The sequence below is a fragment of the Cellulomonas hominis genome (assembly GCF_901521055.1).
In the GTDB taxonomy this organism is placed as follows: Bacteria; Actinomycetota; Actinomycetes; order Actinomycetales; family Cellulomonadaceae; genus Cellulomonas; species Cellulomonas endometrii.
In genome coordinates this window covers 1-14,812 of record NZ_CABEGA010000038.1, presented here as the reverse complement: position 1 = coordinate 14,812, position 14,812 = coordinate 1, and the positions used below count along the sequence as shown (strand labels likewise).

11 protein-coding genes and 1 pseudogene are annotated in these 14,812 nt (G+C 74.0%); 7 read left to right on the top strand and 5 right to left on the bottom strand.

What is annotated here, in order from left to right:
• Positions 1-35 precede the first annotated feature (35 nt).
• The 3 genes from KJP73_RS10930 (at position 36) to KJP73_RS10920 (ending at position 4,635) form a co-directional block, all read left to right on the top strand.
• Positions 36-2,618 carry an ATP-dependent Clp protease ATP-binding subunit gene (locus tag KJP73_RS10930; RefSeq protein ID WP_213282891.1) on the top strand — a complete coding sequence of 861 codons (2,583 nt, stop codon included), beginning with the start codon at positions 36-38 and terminating at the stop codon, positions 2,616-2,618.
• A 200-nt stretch (positions 2,619-2,818) separates the two neighbouring features.
• Entirely contained in the window at positions 2,819-3,850 is a 1,032-nt protein-coding gene (locus KJP73_RS10925; protein WP_213282890.1) for a LacI family DNA-binding transcriptional regulator, read from the top strand.
• 56 nt (positions 3,851-3,906) lie between these two features.
• Positions 3,907-4,635, top strand: a complete 729-nt coding sequence (locus KJP73_RS10920; protein WP_213282889.1) for an alpha/beta fold hydrolase — start codon at positions 3,907-3,909, stop codon at positions 4,633-4,635.
• Positions 4,636-4,684: 49 nt separating this feature from the next.
• On the opposite strand, the gene KJP73_RS10915 is transcribed toward KJP73_RS10920, so the two are convergent.
• The gene (locus tag KJP73_RS10915; RefSeq protein ID WP_213282888.1) at positions 4,685-5,488 is read right to left on the bottom strand and encodes an ABC transporter ATP-binding protein; all 804 of its coding nucleotides are present in this window, start codon (positions 5,486-5,488) and stop codon (positions 4,685-4,687) included.
• 97 nt (positions 5,489-5,585) lie between these two features.
• A complete protein-coding gene (locus tag KJP73_RS10910; protein ID WP_213282887.1) occupies positions 5,586-7,058 on the bottom strand; it encodes a sugar porter family MFS transporter in 1,473 nt (490 codons plus the stop codon).
• A 295-nt stretch (positions 7,059-7,353) separates the two neighbouring features.
• Here KJP73_RS10910 and KJP73_RS10905 point away from each other — a divergent pair, with 295 nt between their 5' ends.
• From KJP73_RS10905 to KJP73_RS10895, 3 genes are all read left to right on the top strand, one after another.
• On the top strand, positions 7,354-7,956 hold the full coding sequence (locus tag KJP73_RS10905) for a hypothetical protein (protein ID WP_213282914.1): 603 nt from the start codon (positions 7,354-7,356) through the stop codon (positions 7,954-7,956).
• A gap of 359 nt (positions 7,957-8,315) precedes the next feature.
• Complete coding sequence (locus KJP73_RS10900) at positions 8,316-8,936, top strand: DUF47 domain-containing protein (protein ID WP_213282886.1); 621 nt, start codon at positions 8,316-8,318, stop codon at positions 8,934-8,936.
• Between the two features lie 6 nt (positions 8,937-8,942).
• Positions 8,943-9,947, top strand: coding sequence for an inorganic phosphate transporter (locus tag KJP73_RS10895; RefSeq protein WP_213282885.1), 1,005 nt, complete (start codon positions 8,943-8,945; stop codon positions 9,945-9,947).
• Between the two features lie 61 nt (positions 9,948-10,008).
• On the opposite strand, the gene KJP73_RS10890 is transcribed toward KJP73_RS10895, so the two are convergent.
• The 3 genes from KJP73_RS10890 to mshD all read right to left on the bottom strand — a co-directional run bounded on the left by KJP73_RS10890 (position 10,009) and on the right by mshD (position 14,516).
• Positions 10,009-10,989: an NUDIX hydrolase gene (locus KJP73_RS10890; protein ID WP_213282884.1), complete on the bottom strand. Its 981-nt coding sequence runs from the start codon at positions 10,987-10,989 to the stop codon at positions 10,009-10,011.
• Entirely contained in the window at positions 10,986-13,490 is a 2,505-nt protein-coding gene (locus KJP73_RS10885) for an RNA degradosome polyphosphate kinase (protein WP_249669307.1), read from the bottom strand. Before KJP73_RS10885 ends, KJP73_RS10890 begins: the two co-directional genes overlap by 4 nt.
• Positions 13,491-13,604: 114 nt before the next feature.
• On the bottom strand, positions 13,605-14,516 hold the full coding sequence (gene mshD / locus KJP73_RS10880) for a mycothiol synthase (RefSeq protein ID WP_249669306.1): 912 nt from the start codon (positions 14,514-14,516) through the stop codon (positions 13,605-13,607).
• A 77-nt stretch (positions 14,517-14,593) separates the two neighbouring features.
• Between mshD and KJP73_RS10875 the strand changes: the two are divergent.
• Positions 14,594-14,812, top strand: a pseudogene (locus KJP73_RS10875) (pyridine nucleotide-disulfide oxidoreductase); the annotation flags it as partial.

The window sequence follows — 14,812 nt, the reverse complement described above, 5'->3', positions numbered from 1 at the left end:
GCGTCCGACGAGCACGCCGCTCGTGAGGAGTGCACATGTTCGAGAGATTCACGGACCGAGCCCGTCGCGTGGTCGTCCTCGCCCAGGAAGAGGCGCGGATGCTCAACCACAACTACATCGGCACCGAGCACATCCTCCTGGGCCTGATCCACGAGGGGGAGGGTGTCGCGGCCAAGGCCCTGGAGTCGCTGAACATCTCGCTCGACGCGGTGCGCGCCCAGGTGCAGGAGATCATCGGCGAGGGCCAGCAGGCCCCGAGCGGGCACATCCCGTTCACGCCGCGTGCCAAGAAGGTGCTGGAGCTGTCGCTGCGCGAGGCGCTGCAGCTCGGCCACAACTACATCGGGACCGAGCACATCCTGCTCGGCCTCATCCGCGAGGGTGAGGGCGTCGCCGCCCAGGTGCTGGGCAAGCTCGGCGCCGACCTCAACCGCGTGCGCCAGCAGGTCATCCAGCTGCTGTCCGGCTACCAGGGCAAGGAGCCCGTGGCCGCCGGTGGCCCGCAGGAGGGTCAGCCCTCCGGCTCCGCCGTCCTCGACCAGTTCGGCCGCAACCTGACGCAGGCCGCGCGCGAGGGCAAGCTCGACCCGGTCATCGGGCGCGAGAAGGAGATCGAGCGGGTCATGCAGGTGCTGTCCCGCCGCACCAAGAACAACCCCGTGCTGATCGGTGAGCCCGGCGTCGGCAAGACCGCCGTCGTCGAGGGCCTCGCCCAGGACATCGTCCGCGGCGACGTCCCCGAGACGCTGAAGGACAAGCAGCTCTACACGTTGGACCTCGGCGCCCTGGTGGCCGGCAGCCGCTACCGCGGTGACTTCGAGGAGCGCCTGAAGAAGGTGCTCAAGGAGATCCGCACCCGCGGCGACATCATCCTGTTCATCGACGAGATCCACACCCTCGTGGGTGCGGGTGCCGCCGAGGGCGCGATCGACGCCGCCAGCATCCTCAAGCCGATGCTCGCCCGCGGCGAGCTGCAGACGGTCGGTGCCACGACGCTCGACGAGTACCGCAAGTACGTCGAGAAGGACCCGGCCCTCGAGCGCCGGTTCCAGCCGATCCAGGTGTCCGAGCCGAACCTGCAGCACGCCATCGAGATCCTCAAGGGCCTGCGCGACCGGTACGAGGCGCACCACCGGGTGTCCATCACCGACGGGGCCCTCGTGGCCGCGGCGACGCTGGCCGACCGGTACGTCAACGACCGGTTCCTGCCGGACAAGGCGATCGACCTGGTCGACGAGGCCGGTGCCCGCCTGCGGATCCGTCGCATGACGGCCCCGCCGGAGCTCCGCGAGCTCGACGAGCAGATCTCCGAGACGCGCCGCGACAAGGAGTCCGCGATCGACGAGCAGGACTTCGAGAAGGCCGCGCGGCTGCGCGACCAGGAGAAGCAGCTCGGCCTCAAGCGCCAGGAGAAGGAGAAGGCCTGGAAGTCGGGCGACCTGGACGCGGTCGCCGAGGTCGACGAGGAGCTCATCGCCGAGGTGCTGGCGCTGGCCACCGGGATCCCGGTGTTCAAGCTCACCGAGGCCGAGTCCAGCCGCCTGCTGCACATGGAGGACGAGCTGCACAAGCGCGTCGTCGGGCAGGAGTCGGCGATCAAGGCGCTCTCGCAGGCCATCCGCCGCACGCGTGCCGGCCTGAAGGACCCGAAGCGTCCCGGTGGCTCGTTCATCTTCGCCGGCCCGACCGGCGTCGGGAAGACCGAGCTCGCCAAGGCGCTCGCGGAGTTCCTGTTCGGTGACGAGGACGCGCTGATCCAGCTCGACATGTCCGAGTTCTCGGAGAAGCACACCGTGTCGCGGCTGTTCGGCTCGCCCCCCGGGTACGTCGGCTACGACGAGGGCGGTCAGCTCACCGAGAAGGTGCGGCGCAAGCCGTTCTCGGTCGTGCTGTTCGACGAGGTCGAGAAGGCGCACGCGGACATCTTCAACTCGCTGCTGCAGATCCTCGAGGACGGTCGCCTGACCGACTCGCAGGGCCGGGTGGTCGACTTCAAGAACACCGTCATCATCATGACCACGAACCTCGGCACCCGGGACATCGCCAAGGGCGTCCAGACCGGCTTCCAGGCCGGCGGCGACCTGTCGACGTCGTACGAGCGCATGAAGACGAAGGTCAACGACGAGCTCAAGACGCACTTCCGTCCGGAGTTCCTCAACCGCGTCGACGACGTGGTCGTGTTCCCGCAGCTCTCGCAGCCCGAGATCTTCCAGATCGTCGACCTGATGATCGCGAAGCTCGACGGCCGCCTGCGCGACAAGGAGATGGGCATCGAGCTCACCGAGGCGGCCAAGAAGCTGCTCTCGGAGAAGGGCTACGACCCGGTCCTGGGCGCCCGGCCGCTGCGCCGCGCGATCCAGCGGGAGATCGAGGACGCGCTGTCCGAGAAGATCCTGTTCGGCGAGCTGCACGCGGGTCAGCAGATCGTCGTGGACGCGCACGGCGAGGGCATCCTCGGCGAGTTCGTGTTCCGCGGGGAGGAGCGTGGCTCCCGCCCCAAGGAGCCGGCCGCCGTCGGGGCGCACTCCGCCGGGACGCCGGGCTCCGGCACGGACGTCCCGCCGGCGCCGCCGATCGCGTCGTCCGGTGACGGCGGGACGGGCCTCCTGCCCGCTTGACGCCGCACCGCCCAGCAGGGCCACGACAAGGGCCGGGTCGCACCGCGAGGTGCGGCCCGGCCCTTCGTCGTCCCGGGGAGCGGGTCAGGGACCGACCGTCGCATTCGCCCGGAATTCACCCGGAAAACGGGCAATTCCGGGGGTGGGAGCACCCAGAATCGTTCGATCTCGCGCGAAGGAATGCGCCTACCCTGGCGAGCATGGCCGGACAGGTGACGCTCAGCGACGTGGCCCGGGAGGCGGGGGTCTCCCTCGCCACCGCGTCCCGCGCCCTGAACGGCAGCGCCAACCGGACGGTCGGCGCGGACCTGCGCCAGCGGGTGCTCGCGGCCGCGGCGCGGCTCCGCTACTCCCCGGACGGGATCGCCCAGGCGATGGCGCGCGGCCGCACGACGTCGCTCGGCCTGGTGGTGCACGACATCGCCGACCCGTACTTCGGGGCGATCGCGGCGGGTGTCGCCGCGGCGGCGGACGAGGCCGGCCTGATGGTGACCCTCGCGTCGACCGGGCGGGACCCGCAGCGCGAGATCGAGACCGTCGGCCTGCTCGAGCGGCAGCGGGCCCGGGCCGTGATCCTCGCGGGTGGCCGGACCGGTGACCCGGGGGCGGACGACGCGCTGCGTGCGGCGCTCGACTCGTTCCGCGGCATCGGGGGCTCGGTGGCGGTGATCGGCCAGGCCGCCCTGGGCTCCAGCACGGTCGCCGTCGGCAACCGGGAGGGCGCGTCCGACCTGGTGCGGGCCCTGCACGGGCGCGGGTACCGCCGGTTCGCGGTGCTCGCCGGCCCGGGCGCGCACGCGACCGCCGCGGACCGCCGGGACGGGTTCCTCGAGGAGCTCGCCGCGCTCGGCTGCCCGGTGCCGCCGGACCGGGTGCTCCCCTCGCCGCTGAGCCGTGACGGCGCCTACGAGGCCATGCGCCGGCTGCTCGCGGACCGGGGCGACGTCGAGGTGGTGCTGGCGCTGAACGACGTGATGGCGGTCGGTGCGCTGGCGGCCGCGCGGGACGCGGGCGTCGACGTGCCGGGCGACCTGGCCGTCGCGGGGTTCGACGGGATCGAGACGCTGCGGGACGTGACCCCCGCGCTCACCACGGTGCGGCTGCCGCTCGAGCAGATCGGCGCGGAGGCCGTGCGGCTCGTGCTCGCGCCGCCGGCGGACGACCCGGTCGTGGTGCCCGTGCTCGGCGCGGTCGAGCTGCGGGACTCCACTCCGGGCCTGCCGCGACGCTGAGCCCGGGCGCCCGCCCGCGCGGCATCGTGCAGCTCCGGGGCGGTACGGTCGGCGCCATGTCCGCACCCGAGGGCCTCGTGGCCGGCCTGCACGTCGACGTCGCCGGCGCGGGGCCGACCGTCGTGCTGCTGCACGGCAACGGCGAGGACGCCCGCTCCCTCGCGCCGGTCGCGGCCGACCTCGCCCGCGACCACCGGGTGCTCTCCGTCGACGCACGCGGGCACGGCCGCTCCCCGCGGGGGTCCGGCCCGCTGACCATCGCGTCGATGGCCGACGACGTCGCGGCGGTGCTGGGCGCCGTGTGGCCCGGTGCGCCCGTGCACGTCGTGGGCTACTCCGACGGCGGGAACGTCGCGCTCATGCTCGCGCTGAGGCACCCGCGCGCCGTGCGGTCGCTCGTGCTGTACGGGGCGAACACCGACCCCCCCGGGCTGACCCGCCGGGCCCGCGCCGAGGTCACCGTGGCGTGGCTGCGGCAGCGCGCCCGGGGCGTCCTCGACCCCGCGGCCCGCGCCCGCGCCGAGGTCACGGACCTGATGGTGCACCAGCCGCGCATCCCGCTGCGGGCGCTGTCCCGGGTCGCCGTGCCGGTGCTCGTCATGGCGGGGGAGCACGACGTGATCCGCCCCGGGCACACCGCGGCCGTCGCGGCCCACCTGCCGGCGGGGGAGTGCGTGATCGTGCCCGGCGCCGACCACGGGCTGCCGCTGTCCGACCCGGCGGCGTTCACCGCCCGGGTGCGCGCGTTCCTGCGGCGCGTCCCGGAACCGCCGGCGCGCGCCTGACGCCCGCGCACCTGACGCCTCCGCACCTGACGCCTGACGGCTCCGAGCGTCAGCGGAAGGAGCCGACCGCCTCGGGGAACGCCTGCGCGAGCTCGCGGGTGTCGTCGTGCTGCGGGTCCGTCAGCAGCGTGCGTAGCGGGCCGGACTCGACCACGCGGCCCTCGGCGAGCACGTGCACGGTGCTCGCGAGCCGGTCGACCATCCGCAGGTCGTGCGACACGACGAGCAGGCCGACGCCGGCCTCCGCGAGGGCGACGAGCTGGTCCGCGACCGCGTCGCGCAGGGCGGGGTCCAGGGCCGTGGCGGGCTCGTCCAGCACGAGGATCTCCGGGCGGGTGGCCAGCGCGTCCGCGAGCACGACGCGCTGCCGCTCGCCGCCGGACAGCGAGTACAGCGTGCGGTCGAGGTAGCGGGGCTCCAGGCCGACGCGGACCAGCATGTCCGCGGGCTCCAGCCCGGTCGCGCGGCCGGCCTTGCGGGCGTCGTTCAGCGTCCCGCCGAGCAGCTTCGCGACCGAGGAGCGCGGGTCGGCACCCGCCAGGCCCTCCTGGTGGACGGCGCGGACGACGGACCGGAAGGCCTTCGCCTCCTTGCGGGACATCTTCCCCACGGGGCGGCCGCCGTACGTCGCGCGGCCCTGCGTGGTCTTGTGCCGTCCCAGCAGCACCTGGACGAGCGTCGACTTGCCGGCGCCCGACCGCCCGATCAGCCCGACCGTCTCGCCCGGCGCCACGGAGATGCTCGCGCCCGCGAGGACGGGCTGCCCGCCGTAGCCGGCCCAGACGTCGTGCGCGACGAGCGGGGTACCCTGCGCGCCGTGCGGCGTGCCCGACGGGTGCTGCTGCGTGACCACGGTGATGCGTCCCTTCGACCGACGACTGCCGTCCGGACAACGGCCGAGCCCCCCGCGAAGTTTCCGCGAGGGGCTCGGGCCGGGGCAAGCCGGGTGGTCAGCCGCGCGTCTGGCGGGCCTGACGGGCCTGGCGCTGCCGGGCCGGGGGCAGGTCCTCCATGTCCTCGAGCTCGACGCCCTTCGTCTCGGGCACCTTGCCGAGCACGAAGAAGAACGACAGGCCCGCGAAGATCGCGTACATCAGGTACGGCCCCGTCGCGCCGAACTGGTCGAGCATCGGCGGGAACGACACGGTGATGAGGAAGTTCGCGATCCACTGCGCGGCGGCGGCCACGCCCAGGGCGGCGGCGCGGATCCGGTTGGGGAACATCTCACCGAGCAGGACCCAGACCAGCGGGCCCCACGACGCGCCGAAGAACACCACGAACGCGTTGGCCGCGACCAGGGCGACCGGGCCCCACGGCGACGGGAGCGACACGTCCTCGCCGGACCCGGAGGCCTGCGTGAACGCGATGGCCATGATCGCCAGCGAGATCGTCATGCCGGCGGAGCCGGTGAGCAGGATCGGCCGGCGGCCGACCTTGTCGATGAGGGCGATCGCGATGAACGTCACCGCGACGTTGGTCACCGAGGTGATCGTCGAGACCAGGAACGACTGGCTCTCGTCGAAGCCGACCGCCTGCCACAGCGTCGTCGAGTAGTAGAAGATCACGTTGATGCCGACGAACTGCTGGAACACCGACAGCAGGATGCCGACCCACACCACCGGCAGGAGCCCGAACTTCGGGCCGCGCAGGGTGGCCTGCTCCTCGAGCGCCTTGTCCTTCTCGATCGTCTTCTCGATCTGCGACACGCGCTCGCGCGCGTCCTCGTCCGGGCCGAGGACGCTCTCCAGGACCGCGACGGCCTCGTCCCGCCGGCCCTTGGCCACCAGGTAGCGGGGCGACTCGGGGATGCGGAGCGCGAGGATGCCGTAGACGGCCGCCGGGACGACCGCGACCAGGAACATCCAGCGCCAGGCCTCCCACCCGAGCCACAGCACCTCGCCCGCGCCGCCGGCCGCCTCCTGCAGGAGCTGGTCGGACAGCAGGGCGGCGAAGATGCCGAGCGTGATCGCGAGCTGCTGCAGCGAGCCCAGCCGGCCGCGCAGCGCCGCGGGGGCGATCTCCGCGATGTACGCCGGGGCGATCACCGAGGCGATGCCGATGCCGACGCCCGCGAGGATGCGCCACAGGATCAGGTCCCAGACGCTGAACGCGATCGCGGACAGGATCGACGAGACGAAGAACAGCACCGCGCCGAGGACCATCACCTTGGTGCGGCCCCAGTGGTCGGCCAGCCGGCCACCGGCCCAGGCGCCGAACGCGCAGCCCAGGAGCGCCACCGCGACGGCGAAGCCGGTGAGGGTGGCGCCGAGGTCGAACTGGCCCTGGATCGCGTCGACGGCGCCGTTGATCACGGAGGAGTCGAAACCGAACAGGAAGCCACCGACCGCGGCGGCGACCGCCAGGCCGATCGCCTTGTTGTGCGACGGGTGCCGGCCCGTCGGCTGGGTTCTGCTCTCGGCCATGACGCTCTCCTTGCTCCTGCTGTCCTGGTGCGGGAACGACCAGCGGCCGGAGCACGTCGTCGGGCGCCGGTCGAAGGCGTTCCCACCTTTCACCCGCGCGGCACTTCGCGCACCCGGAACGGCGCCCGGGACGAGGTGCGGCGGGGAGCCTATCCGTCCTGGTGGGCGGTTCGCGCGTCGAGGGGGCTGCGCGCGGGACGCCCACGTCGCCGTGCGGGCCGGGTCGCGGCGGGCGGACAATCGGGGGGTGACGTCCGACTCCGGCTCCTCCCGACCCCGGTTCCGCCGCCCCGCGATGCTCGACCCGCGGGACGCCGACGCGCTGCCCGGCGACATGGATCCCGCCCTCCGGTCGCAGGTCGCCCACACCACCGCCGCCGCGATCGTGCACGGCGGCCGGTCCGGTGGCGACGACCCGGCGCTCGTCGAGCGGCTGGTCCGGCTGGTCGAGACCGAGGGCCTCGACGTGGTGGCGGCGCTGTGGTCGAACGCGCCCGCGACGACCCTGCCCGGCACCCTGTGGCGGCTGTACGTGCTGCGCGAGTGGGTCCGCCGCGACCCGCGCACCATCGCCGACCGGTACCGCCTGGGCCTCGAGGTCGCGCCCGTGCAGCACGTCGTCGTCGGGGTGGTCAGCCCGCCCGGGCCGGACGAGGTCCGCGACGTGCTGGACGCCGTGCTGTCGGGCGTCTACACGGGCGACCTCGCGGTGGCGCTCGAGCGCGGCGGGGCGTTCTGCCGCGTGCTGGCGACCGGTGCGGCGTTCGACGCGGACCACCTGGACCTCGCTCCCGGTGACACCTCGGCGCGGCTGACCCGCAGCGCGGGGTCGCTCGTCCGGACCGCGGAGGAGCTCGAGCACGCCGCCGGGCTCTGGCGGGCCGGCGCGCTGGAGTAGGCCCGCGGCCGCCGCGGTGTTCCCGCCGCGGCGGTGGCGATCCTCACGCCGTCCCGGGGAGGACCGCGAGCGGGTCGAGGAGTACTGTCGATGGCGACGCCGGGCCGCGGTAGCCCCGGGCTCCATCTCAAGCCGCTCCGAGCGGCCGTGCGCCGAGAGGCGCTCCCGGTCCGGCGTCGTCACCCTCCTCGCACCGGTCGCCGCCGGCGTGTGACGTTCGTCCCGGTACCGGCCGCGACACCGGCGATCCACCCCCGACACGCTGTGCGTTCACCCTGCATCCACCTCCGGGGTTGTGAGTTCACCCGGCGGCTGCCCTAGCCTGTGCCTGACAAGAGCCCTCTTCCCCGGAGCCTCCCGTGCGCCTGCGCCTCACCCCGCGCGACACCTCGTTCTTCGATCTCCTCGCCGCCTCCGCGGCGCACCTCGTGACCGGCGCGAACCTGCTGGCCGAGCTGCTGGGGGCCGACCGCACCGCCCGCAAGGCGCTCGGGAAGCAGATCAGCGAGGTCGAGCACCTGGCCGACGAGGCCACCCACTCGATCATGCGTCGGCTCAACCAGACCTTCGTCACCCCGTTCGACCGGGACGACATCTACAACCTGGCCTCCACGCTGGACGACTGCATGGACTTCATGGAGGAGGCCGCCGACCTCATCGTCCTGTACAAGCTCGACGCCCTGCCGGCGCGGGTCTCGGACCAGGTGCAGGTGCTGCAGCGTGCGGCCGAGCTCACCGCGGAGGCCATGCCCCGCCTGCGCTCGATGGACTCCCTGTCCGAGTACTGGGTCGAGGTCAACCGCCTCGAGAACCAGGCCGACAAGGTGCACCGCAAGCTCCTGGCGCAGATGTTCGACGAGATCACCGACCCGATCCAGCTGATGAAGCTGAAGGAGGTCGTCGAGAAGCTCGAGGACGCGGCGGACGCCTTCGAGAAGGTCGCCAACACCGTCGAGACCATCGCGCTCAAGGAGTCCTGAGCACCGGTGGAACTCGCGCTCGTCGTGGTCGTTGTCGCGTTCGCGCTCGGCTTCGACTACACCAACGGCTTCCACGACGCGGCCAACGCCATCGCCACCTCGGTGTCGACGCGGGCGCTGACGCCCCGCGCGGCGCTCATCATGGCGGCGGTGTTCAACCTCGTCGGGGCCCTGCTCGGCACGCACGTGGCGACGACCATCGCGCACGACATCATCAGCATCGACGACGTCTCGTCGCACGAGGGCCTGGTGATCGTGCTCTCCGCGCTGATCGGCGCGATCACCTGGAACCTCATCACGTGGTGGCTCGGTCTGCCGTCGTCGTCGACGCACGCCCTGATCGGCGGGCTCGCGGGCGTCGGTGTCGCGTCCAGCGTGACGGTGCACTGGGACGCGATCCTCGACAAGGTCGTCCTGCCGATGGTGATCTCGCCGCTGGTCGGGTTCGGCGTGGCGTTCCTGGCGATGGTCGGGGTGCTCTGGCTGGTGCGCCGGGCGTCGCCCGCACCCGCGCAGCGCCGCTTCCGGCTCGCGCAGACCGCCTCGGCCGCCGCGATGGCGCTCGGGCACGGCCTGCAGGACGCGCAGAAGACGATGGGCGTGATCCTGCTGGCGCTCATCGCGGGCGGGTACCACGAGAACAACGACGACATCCCGCTGTGGGTCAAGCTCTCGGCGGCGACGGCGATCTCGCTGGGCACGTACTCCGGCGGCTGGCGGATCATGCGCACGTTGGGCCGCAAGATCATCGAGCTGGACCCGGCGCGCGGCTTCGTCGCCGAGTCGGTGTCGGCGATCGTGCTGTACCTCAACGCGTACTGGCTGCACGCGCCGGTCTCCACGACCCACACGATCACCTCGGCGATCATGGGCGTCGGGGCCACCAAGCGGCTGTCCGCCGTGCGGTGGGGCGTCGCGAAGAGCATCGGCGTCGCGTGGGTGCTGACCATCCCCGCCGCGGCGCTGGTCGGCGGGCTCGTCTACCTGGTGCTCGCGGCGTTCCTGGGCTGACGACCGCCGGCGCTTCGGCCGGCGCTCAGCCCGGCGCCCGGCCCGCCGCCCAGCCCGGCGCTCAGGCCCGCGCCGGCACCAGCGGGGAGTGCACCTCGACGGCCTCGACCCGCGGTGCGTCCGGCGCCCCGCCGACGTGCGCCACCAGGATCTGGCCCGGCCGCAGGTACGGGTCCTCGGCGGGCAGCTCCTCGGCGACGCGCCGCCGCGCGTGGTCCCCGATCACCCGCAGCACCGTCGGGAGCACCGGCCGGTGCGTGCACACCGCGACGTCCGCGCCGGTGCGCAGGGCCGCGGCGACCACGGCCGCCGTCTTCTCGGGCGACTCGGCGTGCTGCGCCTCGGTCAGCGGCTCGTCCTGGACCGGGGTGATCCCGGCCGACGCGGCGTAGGGCGCGACCGTCGCGCCGCACCGCGTCCACGGGCTGGTGACGACCTCGACGACCCCGTACGCGGACAGCGTCGGCACCAGCGCCTCGGCCTGCCGGCGCCCGACGTCCGTGAGGGGGCGCGTCTCCTCCCCGCCGGGCCAGGACGCGCGGCTGCGGGCGCGGCCGTGCCGCACGACGACCAGGGCCCGGGTGTCGAGCCGGCCCTTCGTGTGCGCCTCGACGAGCGCGTCCAGCGGCTCGCGGTCGTCCTCGCGGGTCAGGCGGCGGCGCGCCACGTCGGCGTCGACCCACCGCACCCGGTCGATCTCGTCCGTGGACGCGTGCTCCGCCGGGGGCCGCGCGTGCACGGCGGGCCGGTCGGGGCGGCCCGCGACCTGGGCCGACCAGTAGTGCACGCGCTTCAGGCGGCCGTCGGACAGCGGGTACTCCAGCCCCGGCAGGGGCCGGCCCAGCACGACGTCGAGGCCGGTCTCCTCCTCGACCTCCCGCACGGCGGCGGTCACCACGTGCTCGCCGGGCTCCAGCTTGCCCTTCGGCCAGGACCAGTCCTTGTACCGCGGGCGGTGCACCAGCACGACCTGCAGGCGGCCCTGACGGACGCGCCAGACCAGGGCTCCCGCGGCCTCGACGACGACGAGGCCCGTGCTCACCGCGCGGCGCCCAACCGTCGGCGCTGGCGGTAGATGAGCGTGGACTGGATGTCCCGCAAAGGCCCCTCGGGGCCCTCCGAGTGCCGGGTCCACGCCCCGTCCGCGCCGAGGTGCCAGGACGAGGTCTCGTCCGACATCGACGCGTCGAGCAGGTCGACGAGCTCCGCGATCTGCTCCGGGTCGCCCAGGCGCACCAGCGCCTCGACGCGGCGGTCGAGGTTCCGGTGCATGAGGTCGGCGGACCCGATGTAGATCTCCGGCCCGGGCAGTCGCTGCTCGGGGTCGTCCCGCCCGGCGTCCGCGACCTCCGGGCTGACGCCCGCGTCCGCGGCGAACGCGAACACGCGGGAGTGCTCCAGGAACCGGCCGAGGATCGACCGCACGCGCACGGTCTCCGACAGGCCCGGCACCCCCGGGCGCAGGGCGCAGATGCCCCGGACGCACAGGTCGATCGGCACGCCCGCCTGCGACGCCCGGTACAGGGCGTCGATGGTCTCCTCGTCGACCATCGAGTTGACCTTGATCTTGATCCACGACGGCCGGCCCTCGCGCGCGGCGACGGCCTCCCGCTCGATGCGCTCGACCAGCCCGGCCCGCACGGAGCGCGGCGCGACCAGCAGCCGGTGGAACCGCGACTTCGGCGCGTACCCGGACAGCTGGTTGAACAGCCGGGTCAGGTCCTGGCCGACGTCCGGGTCGCAGGTCAGCAGGCCCAGGTCGGTGTAGATCCGCGCGGTCTTCGGGTTGTAGTTGCCGGTGCCGACGTGGCAGTACCGGCGCAGCCCGTCGGACTCCTGGCGGACCACGAGGGAGAGCTTCGCGTGCGTCTTCAGGCCGACGATGCCGTAGACCACGTGCACGCCGGCCTGCTCGAGCTTGCGCGCCCACTCGATGTTGGCCTGCTCGTCGAAGCGGGCCTTGATCTCGACCAGCGCGAGCACCTGCTTGCCGGCCTCGGCGGCGTCGATCAGGGCGTCCACGATGGGGGAGTCGCCCGACGTCCGGTACAGCGTCTGCTTGATGGCGAGCACCTTGGGGTCGGCGGCCGCCTGCTCCAGGAACGTCTGCACCGACGTCGAGAACGAGTCGTACGGGTGGTGCAGGAGGATGTCCCGGGCCCGGATCGCGGCGAACACGTCCGTCGGCGTGGCGCTCTCCACCTCGGCGAGGAACCGGTGCGTCGTCGGCACGAAGCGCGGGTACTGCAGGTCGGCGCGGTCCAGGTCGGCGACGACGTTGAGGCCGGTGTGGTCGAGCGGCGCGGGCAGCTCGTACACCTCCTCCTCGGCGACCCCCAGCTCGCGCACCAGCAGCTGGCGGATGCGGGGGCTGATCGAGTCGGCGATCTCCAGGCGCACCGGCGGGCCGAACTTGCGGCGAAGCAGCTCCTTCTCCATCGCCTGGAGCAGGTTCTCGGCGTCGTCCTCCTCGACCTCGACGTCCTCGTTGCGGGTGACGCGGAACGTGTGGTGCTCCCGCACCTCCATGCCGGGGAACAGCTGGTCCAGGTGCTGGGAGATGACGTCCTCGACGGGCACGAACGACATCGGGCCGCGGTCGGTGCGGGCCTGCGCGTTGGCGGCGGCCGGACGGCCCCGCGCGTCGACCGCGATGTACCGGGGCAGCAGCGGCGGCACCTTGACGCGGGCGAAGTGCTCCTTGCCGGTCGACGGGTTCACGACGACGACGGCCAGGTTGAGCGACAGGCCGGAGATGTACGGGAACGGGTGCGCCGGGTCGACCGCGAGGGGCGTGAGCACCGGGAAGATCTGCTTGCGGAAGTACTTGCGCAGCCGGTCCTGCTCGGCCTCGCCGAGCTCCTCCCAGCGGACCAGGGTGATGCCCTGCGTGGCGAGCTCCGGCTGCACCTGCTCGGCGAACACGCGGGCGTGCCGCGCCGCCAGGTCGTGGGCGCGGACGCTGATCGCCTCGAGCACCTGGCGCGGGCTCAGGCCCGAGGCCGCGGTCACGGCCAGGCCGGTCGCGATGCGCCGCTTCAGGCCGGCGACCCGCACCATGAAGAACTCGTCGAGGTTGGACGCGAAGATCGCCAGGTACCGCACGCGCTCCAGCAGCGGCTGCGTCGGGTCCTCCGCGAGCTGCAGCACGCGCTCGTTGAACGCGAGCCAGCTGACCTCCCGGTCGAGGAACCGGTCCGCCGGCAGCGGCGGCAGCTCGTCCAGGACGTCCGCGAGCGGCGAGACGCCGGGATCCGCGGGCGGCGCGATGTGCTCGGCGATGTGCGCGGCGAGCTCGGGCGCGAGCCGGCTGCGGGTCGTCGGCGCGGAGGTCGCGGGTGCCGGCGCGGTCGCCGGACCGGGGGTGCTGTCGGCCGTCTTCGTCGAGCGCGACGCGGCTGCGCGGCCGTCGGCGGAGGTCCGGGTGCTGCGCCGGGTGGTCGCCGACGTGCGGCTCGCGGCGGTCCGGGCGGTCGTCGCGGCGGAGGCGTCGCGGCGCGTCCGGCCCCGGGCGGCGCCGTCGGAGGAGGTGTCGTCGCTCATCCCCACATGGTGGCACCAGGACGTGTCCGGTGGGTGACCGAACGGCGACCGCGGGGGGCTTCGGACGCTCCGGGGCCGCCGCCGGGGCCGCGTCCGCGGCCGCCTCCGGGGCCCTCAGGCGACGCGGTAGACGACGTCCACGGCGGACCGCTCGAAGCCGGCCGCCCGGTAGACGCCGATCGCCGGCGCGTTGTCTCCCTCCGTGTACAGGACGACGCGCCGCACGCCCCGGCCCGCGAGGTGGTCCAGCATCCGGGCGGTCAGCGCCGGGCCCAGCCCCTGGCCCTGCGCCTCCGGGTCGACGCCCAGGGCGTAGATCTCGCCCACGCCCGCCGCGGGGTCCTCGACCTTGGTCCAGCCCGCGCCCAGCAGCCGGCCGTCCCGCTCGGCGAGCAGCAGGCCGGCGGGGTCGAACCACGGCTCCGCCATGCGGTCCTCCAGGTCGGTGCGCGTCAGGCGTCCCTGCTCGGGGTGCTCCGCGAAGGCGCGCGCGTTCACGGCGACCCACGCGTCCTCGTCGCGGCCGGGCTCGAACGGGCGCACCGTGACGCCGGGCGGGAGGTCGCGGAGCGGCGGCACGGCGACCGGCTCGAGCGCCATCTGCCACAGCTCCCGCACGACGGGCAGCCCGCGCGCGGCCGCCAGGGCACGGGCGGGCGGGACGTCGCCGTGCGCCCACACCGACACGGCGTCGCCGCCGCGGGCGCGGACGGCGTCGAGCGCGGCGGCGAGCAGGGCGGATCCCGTGCCGCGCCGGCGGTGCGCGGGGTCGACGACCACCTCCGCGGTCGCGAGCGCGGGGTCGCGGAGGTCGACCTGGGCGTAGCCCGCGAGCCCGTCGCCGGCGTCCGGCACCAGCAGGTGCGTGACGTCCGGCCCGCTGCCCGCGAGCCACAGCAGCGGCTGCTCCGACAGGGGCGCCACCCCGTCGTGCGCCGCGGCCGCCTCGGCGAGCCGGTGGACGGCCGCCACCTCGTCGGCGGGGAGGGGACCGGTGCGGGGGTTCACGTGCTGCTGCTCGACCACGCCCCCCATCCCACCACCGCGGCGCCGCGGCGGGGAACGTCCGGCGACGGCGGCGCGTTGCACCTCTCGTGCCTGACGTGCCCTCGAACACCCCGACCGACGCGTACGCGGACGTCGTGGTGGTCGGCGCCGGGCAGGCGGGGCTCGCCGTGGCGGCGCACCTGGCCCGCTCCGGGTTCACCGCGGCCGACCCCTCCGACGACTCCGACGCCCCCCGCCCCGGCGGCCCGACGTTCGTCGTGCTCGACGCCGCCGGGTCCGGGGGCGCGTGGCGGGAGCGCTGGCCCGGCCTGACC

Excerpts from the sequence above, each read along its gene's own strand:
- KJP73_RS10930 (WP_213282891.1), top strand. The coding sequence starts at position 36 with ATGTTCGAGAGATTCACGGACCGAGCCCGTCGCGTGGTCGTCCTCGCC.
- KJP73_RS10925 (WP_213282890.1), top strand. The coding sequence starts at position 2,819 with ATGGCCGGACAGGTGACGCTCAGCGACGTGGCCCGGGAGGCGGGGGTC.
- KJP73_RS10920 (WP_213282889.1), top strand. The coding sequence starts at position 3,907 with ATGTCCGCACCCGAGGGCCTCGTGGCCGGCCTGCACGTCGACGTCGCC.
- KJP73_RS10910 (WP_213282887.1), bottom strand. The coding sequence starts at position 7,058 with ATGGCCGAGAGCAGAACCCAGCCGACGGGCCGGCACCCGTCGCACAAC.
- KJP73_RS10905 (WP_213282914.1), top strand. The coding sequence starts at position 7,354 with ATGCTCGACCCGCGGGACGCCGACGCGCTGCCCGGCGACATGGATCCC.
- KJP73_RS10885 (WP_249669307.1), bottom strand. The coding sequence starts at position 13,490 with ATGAGCGACGACACCTCCTCCGACGGCGCCGCCCGGGGCCGGACGCGC.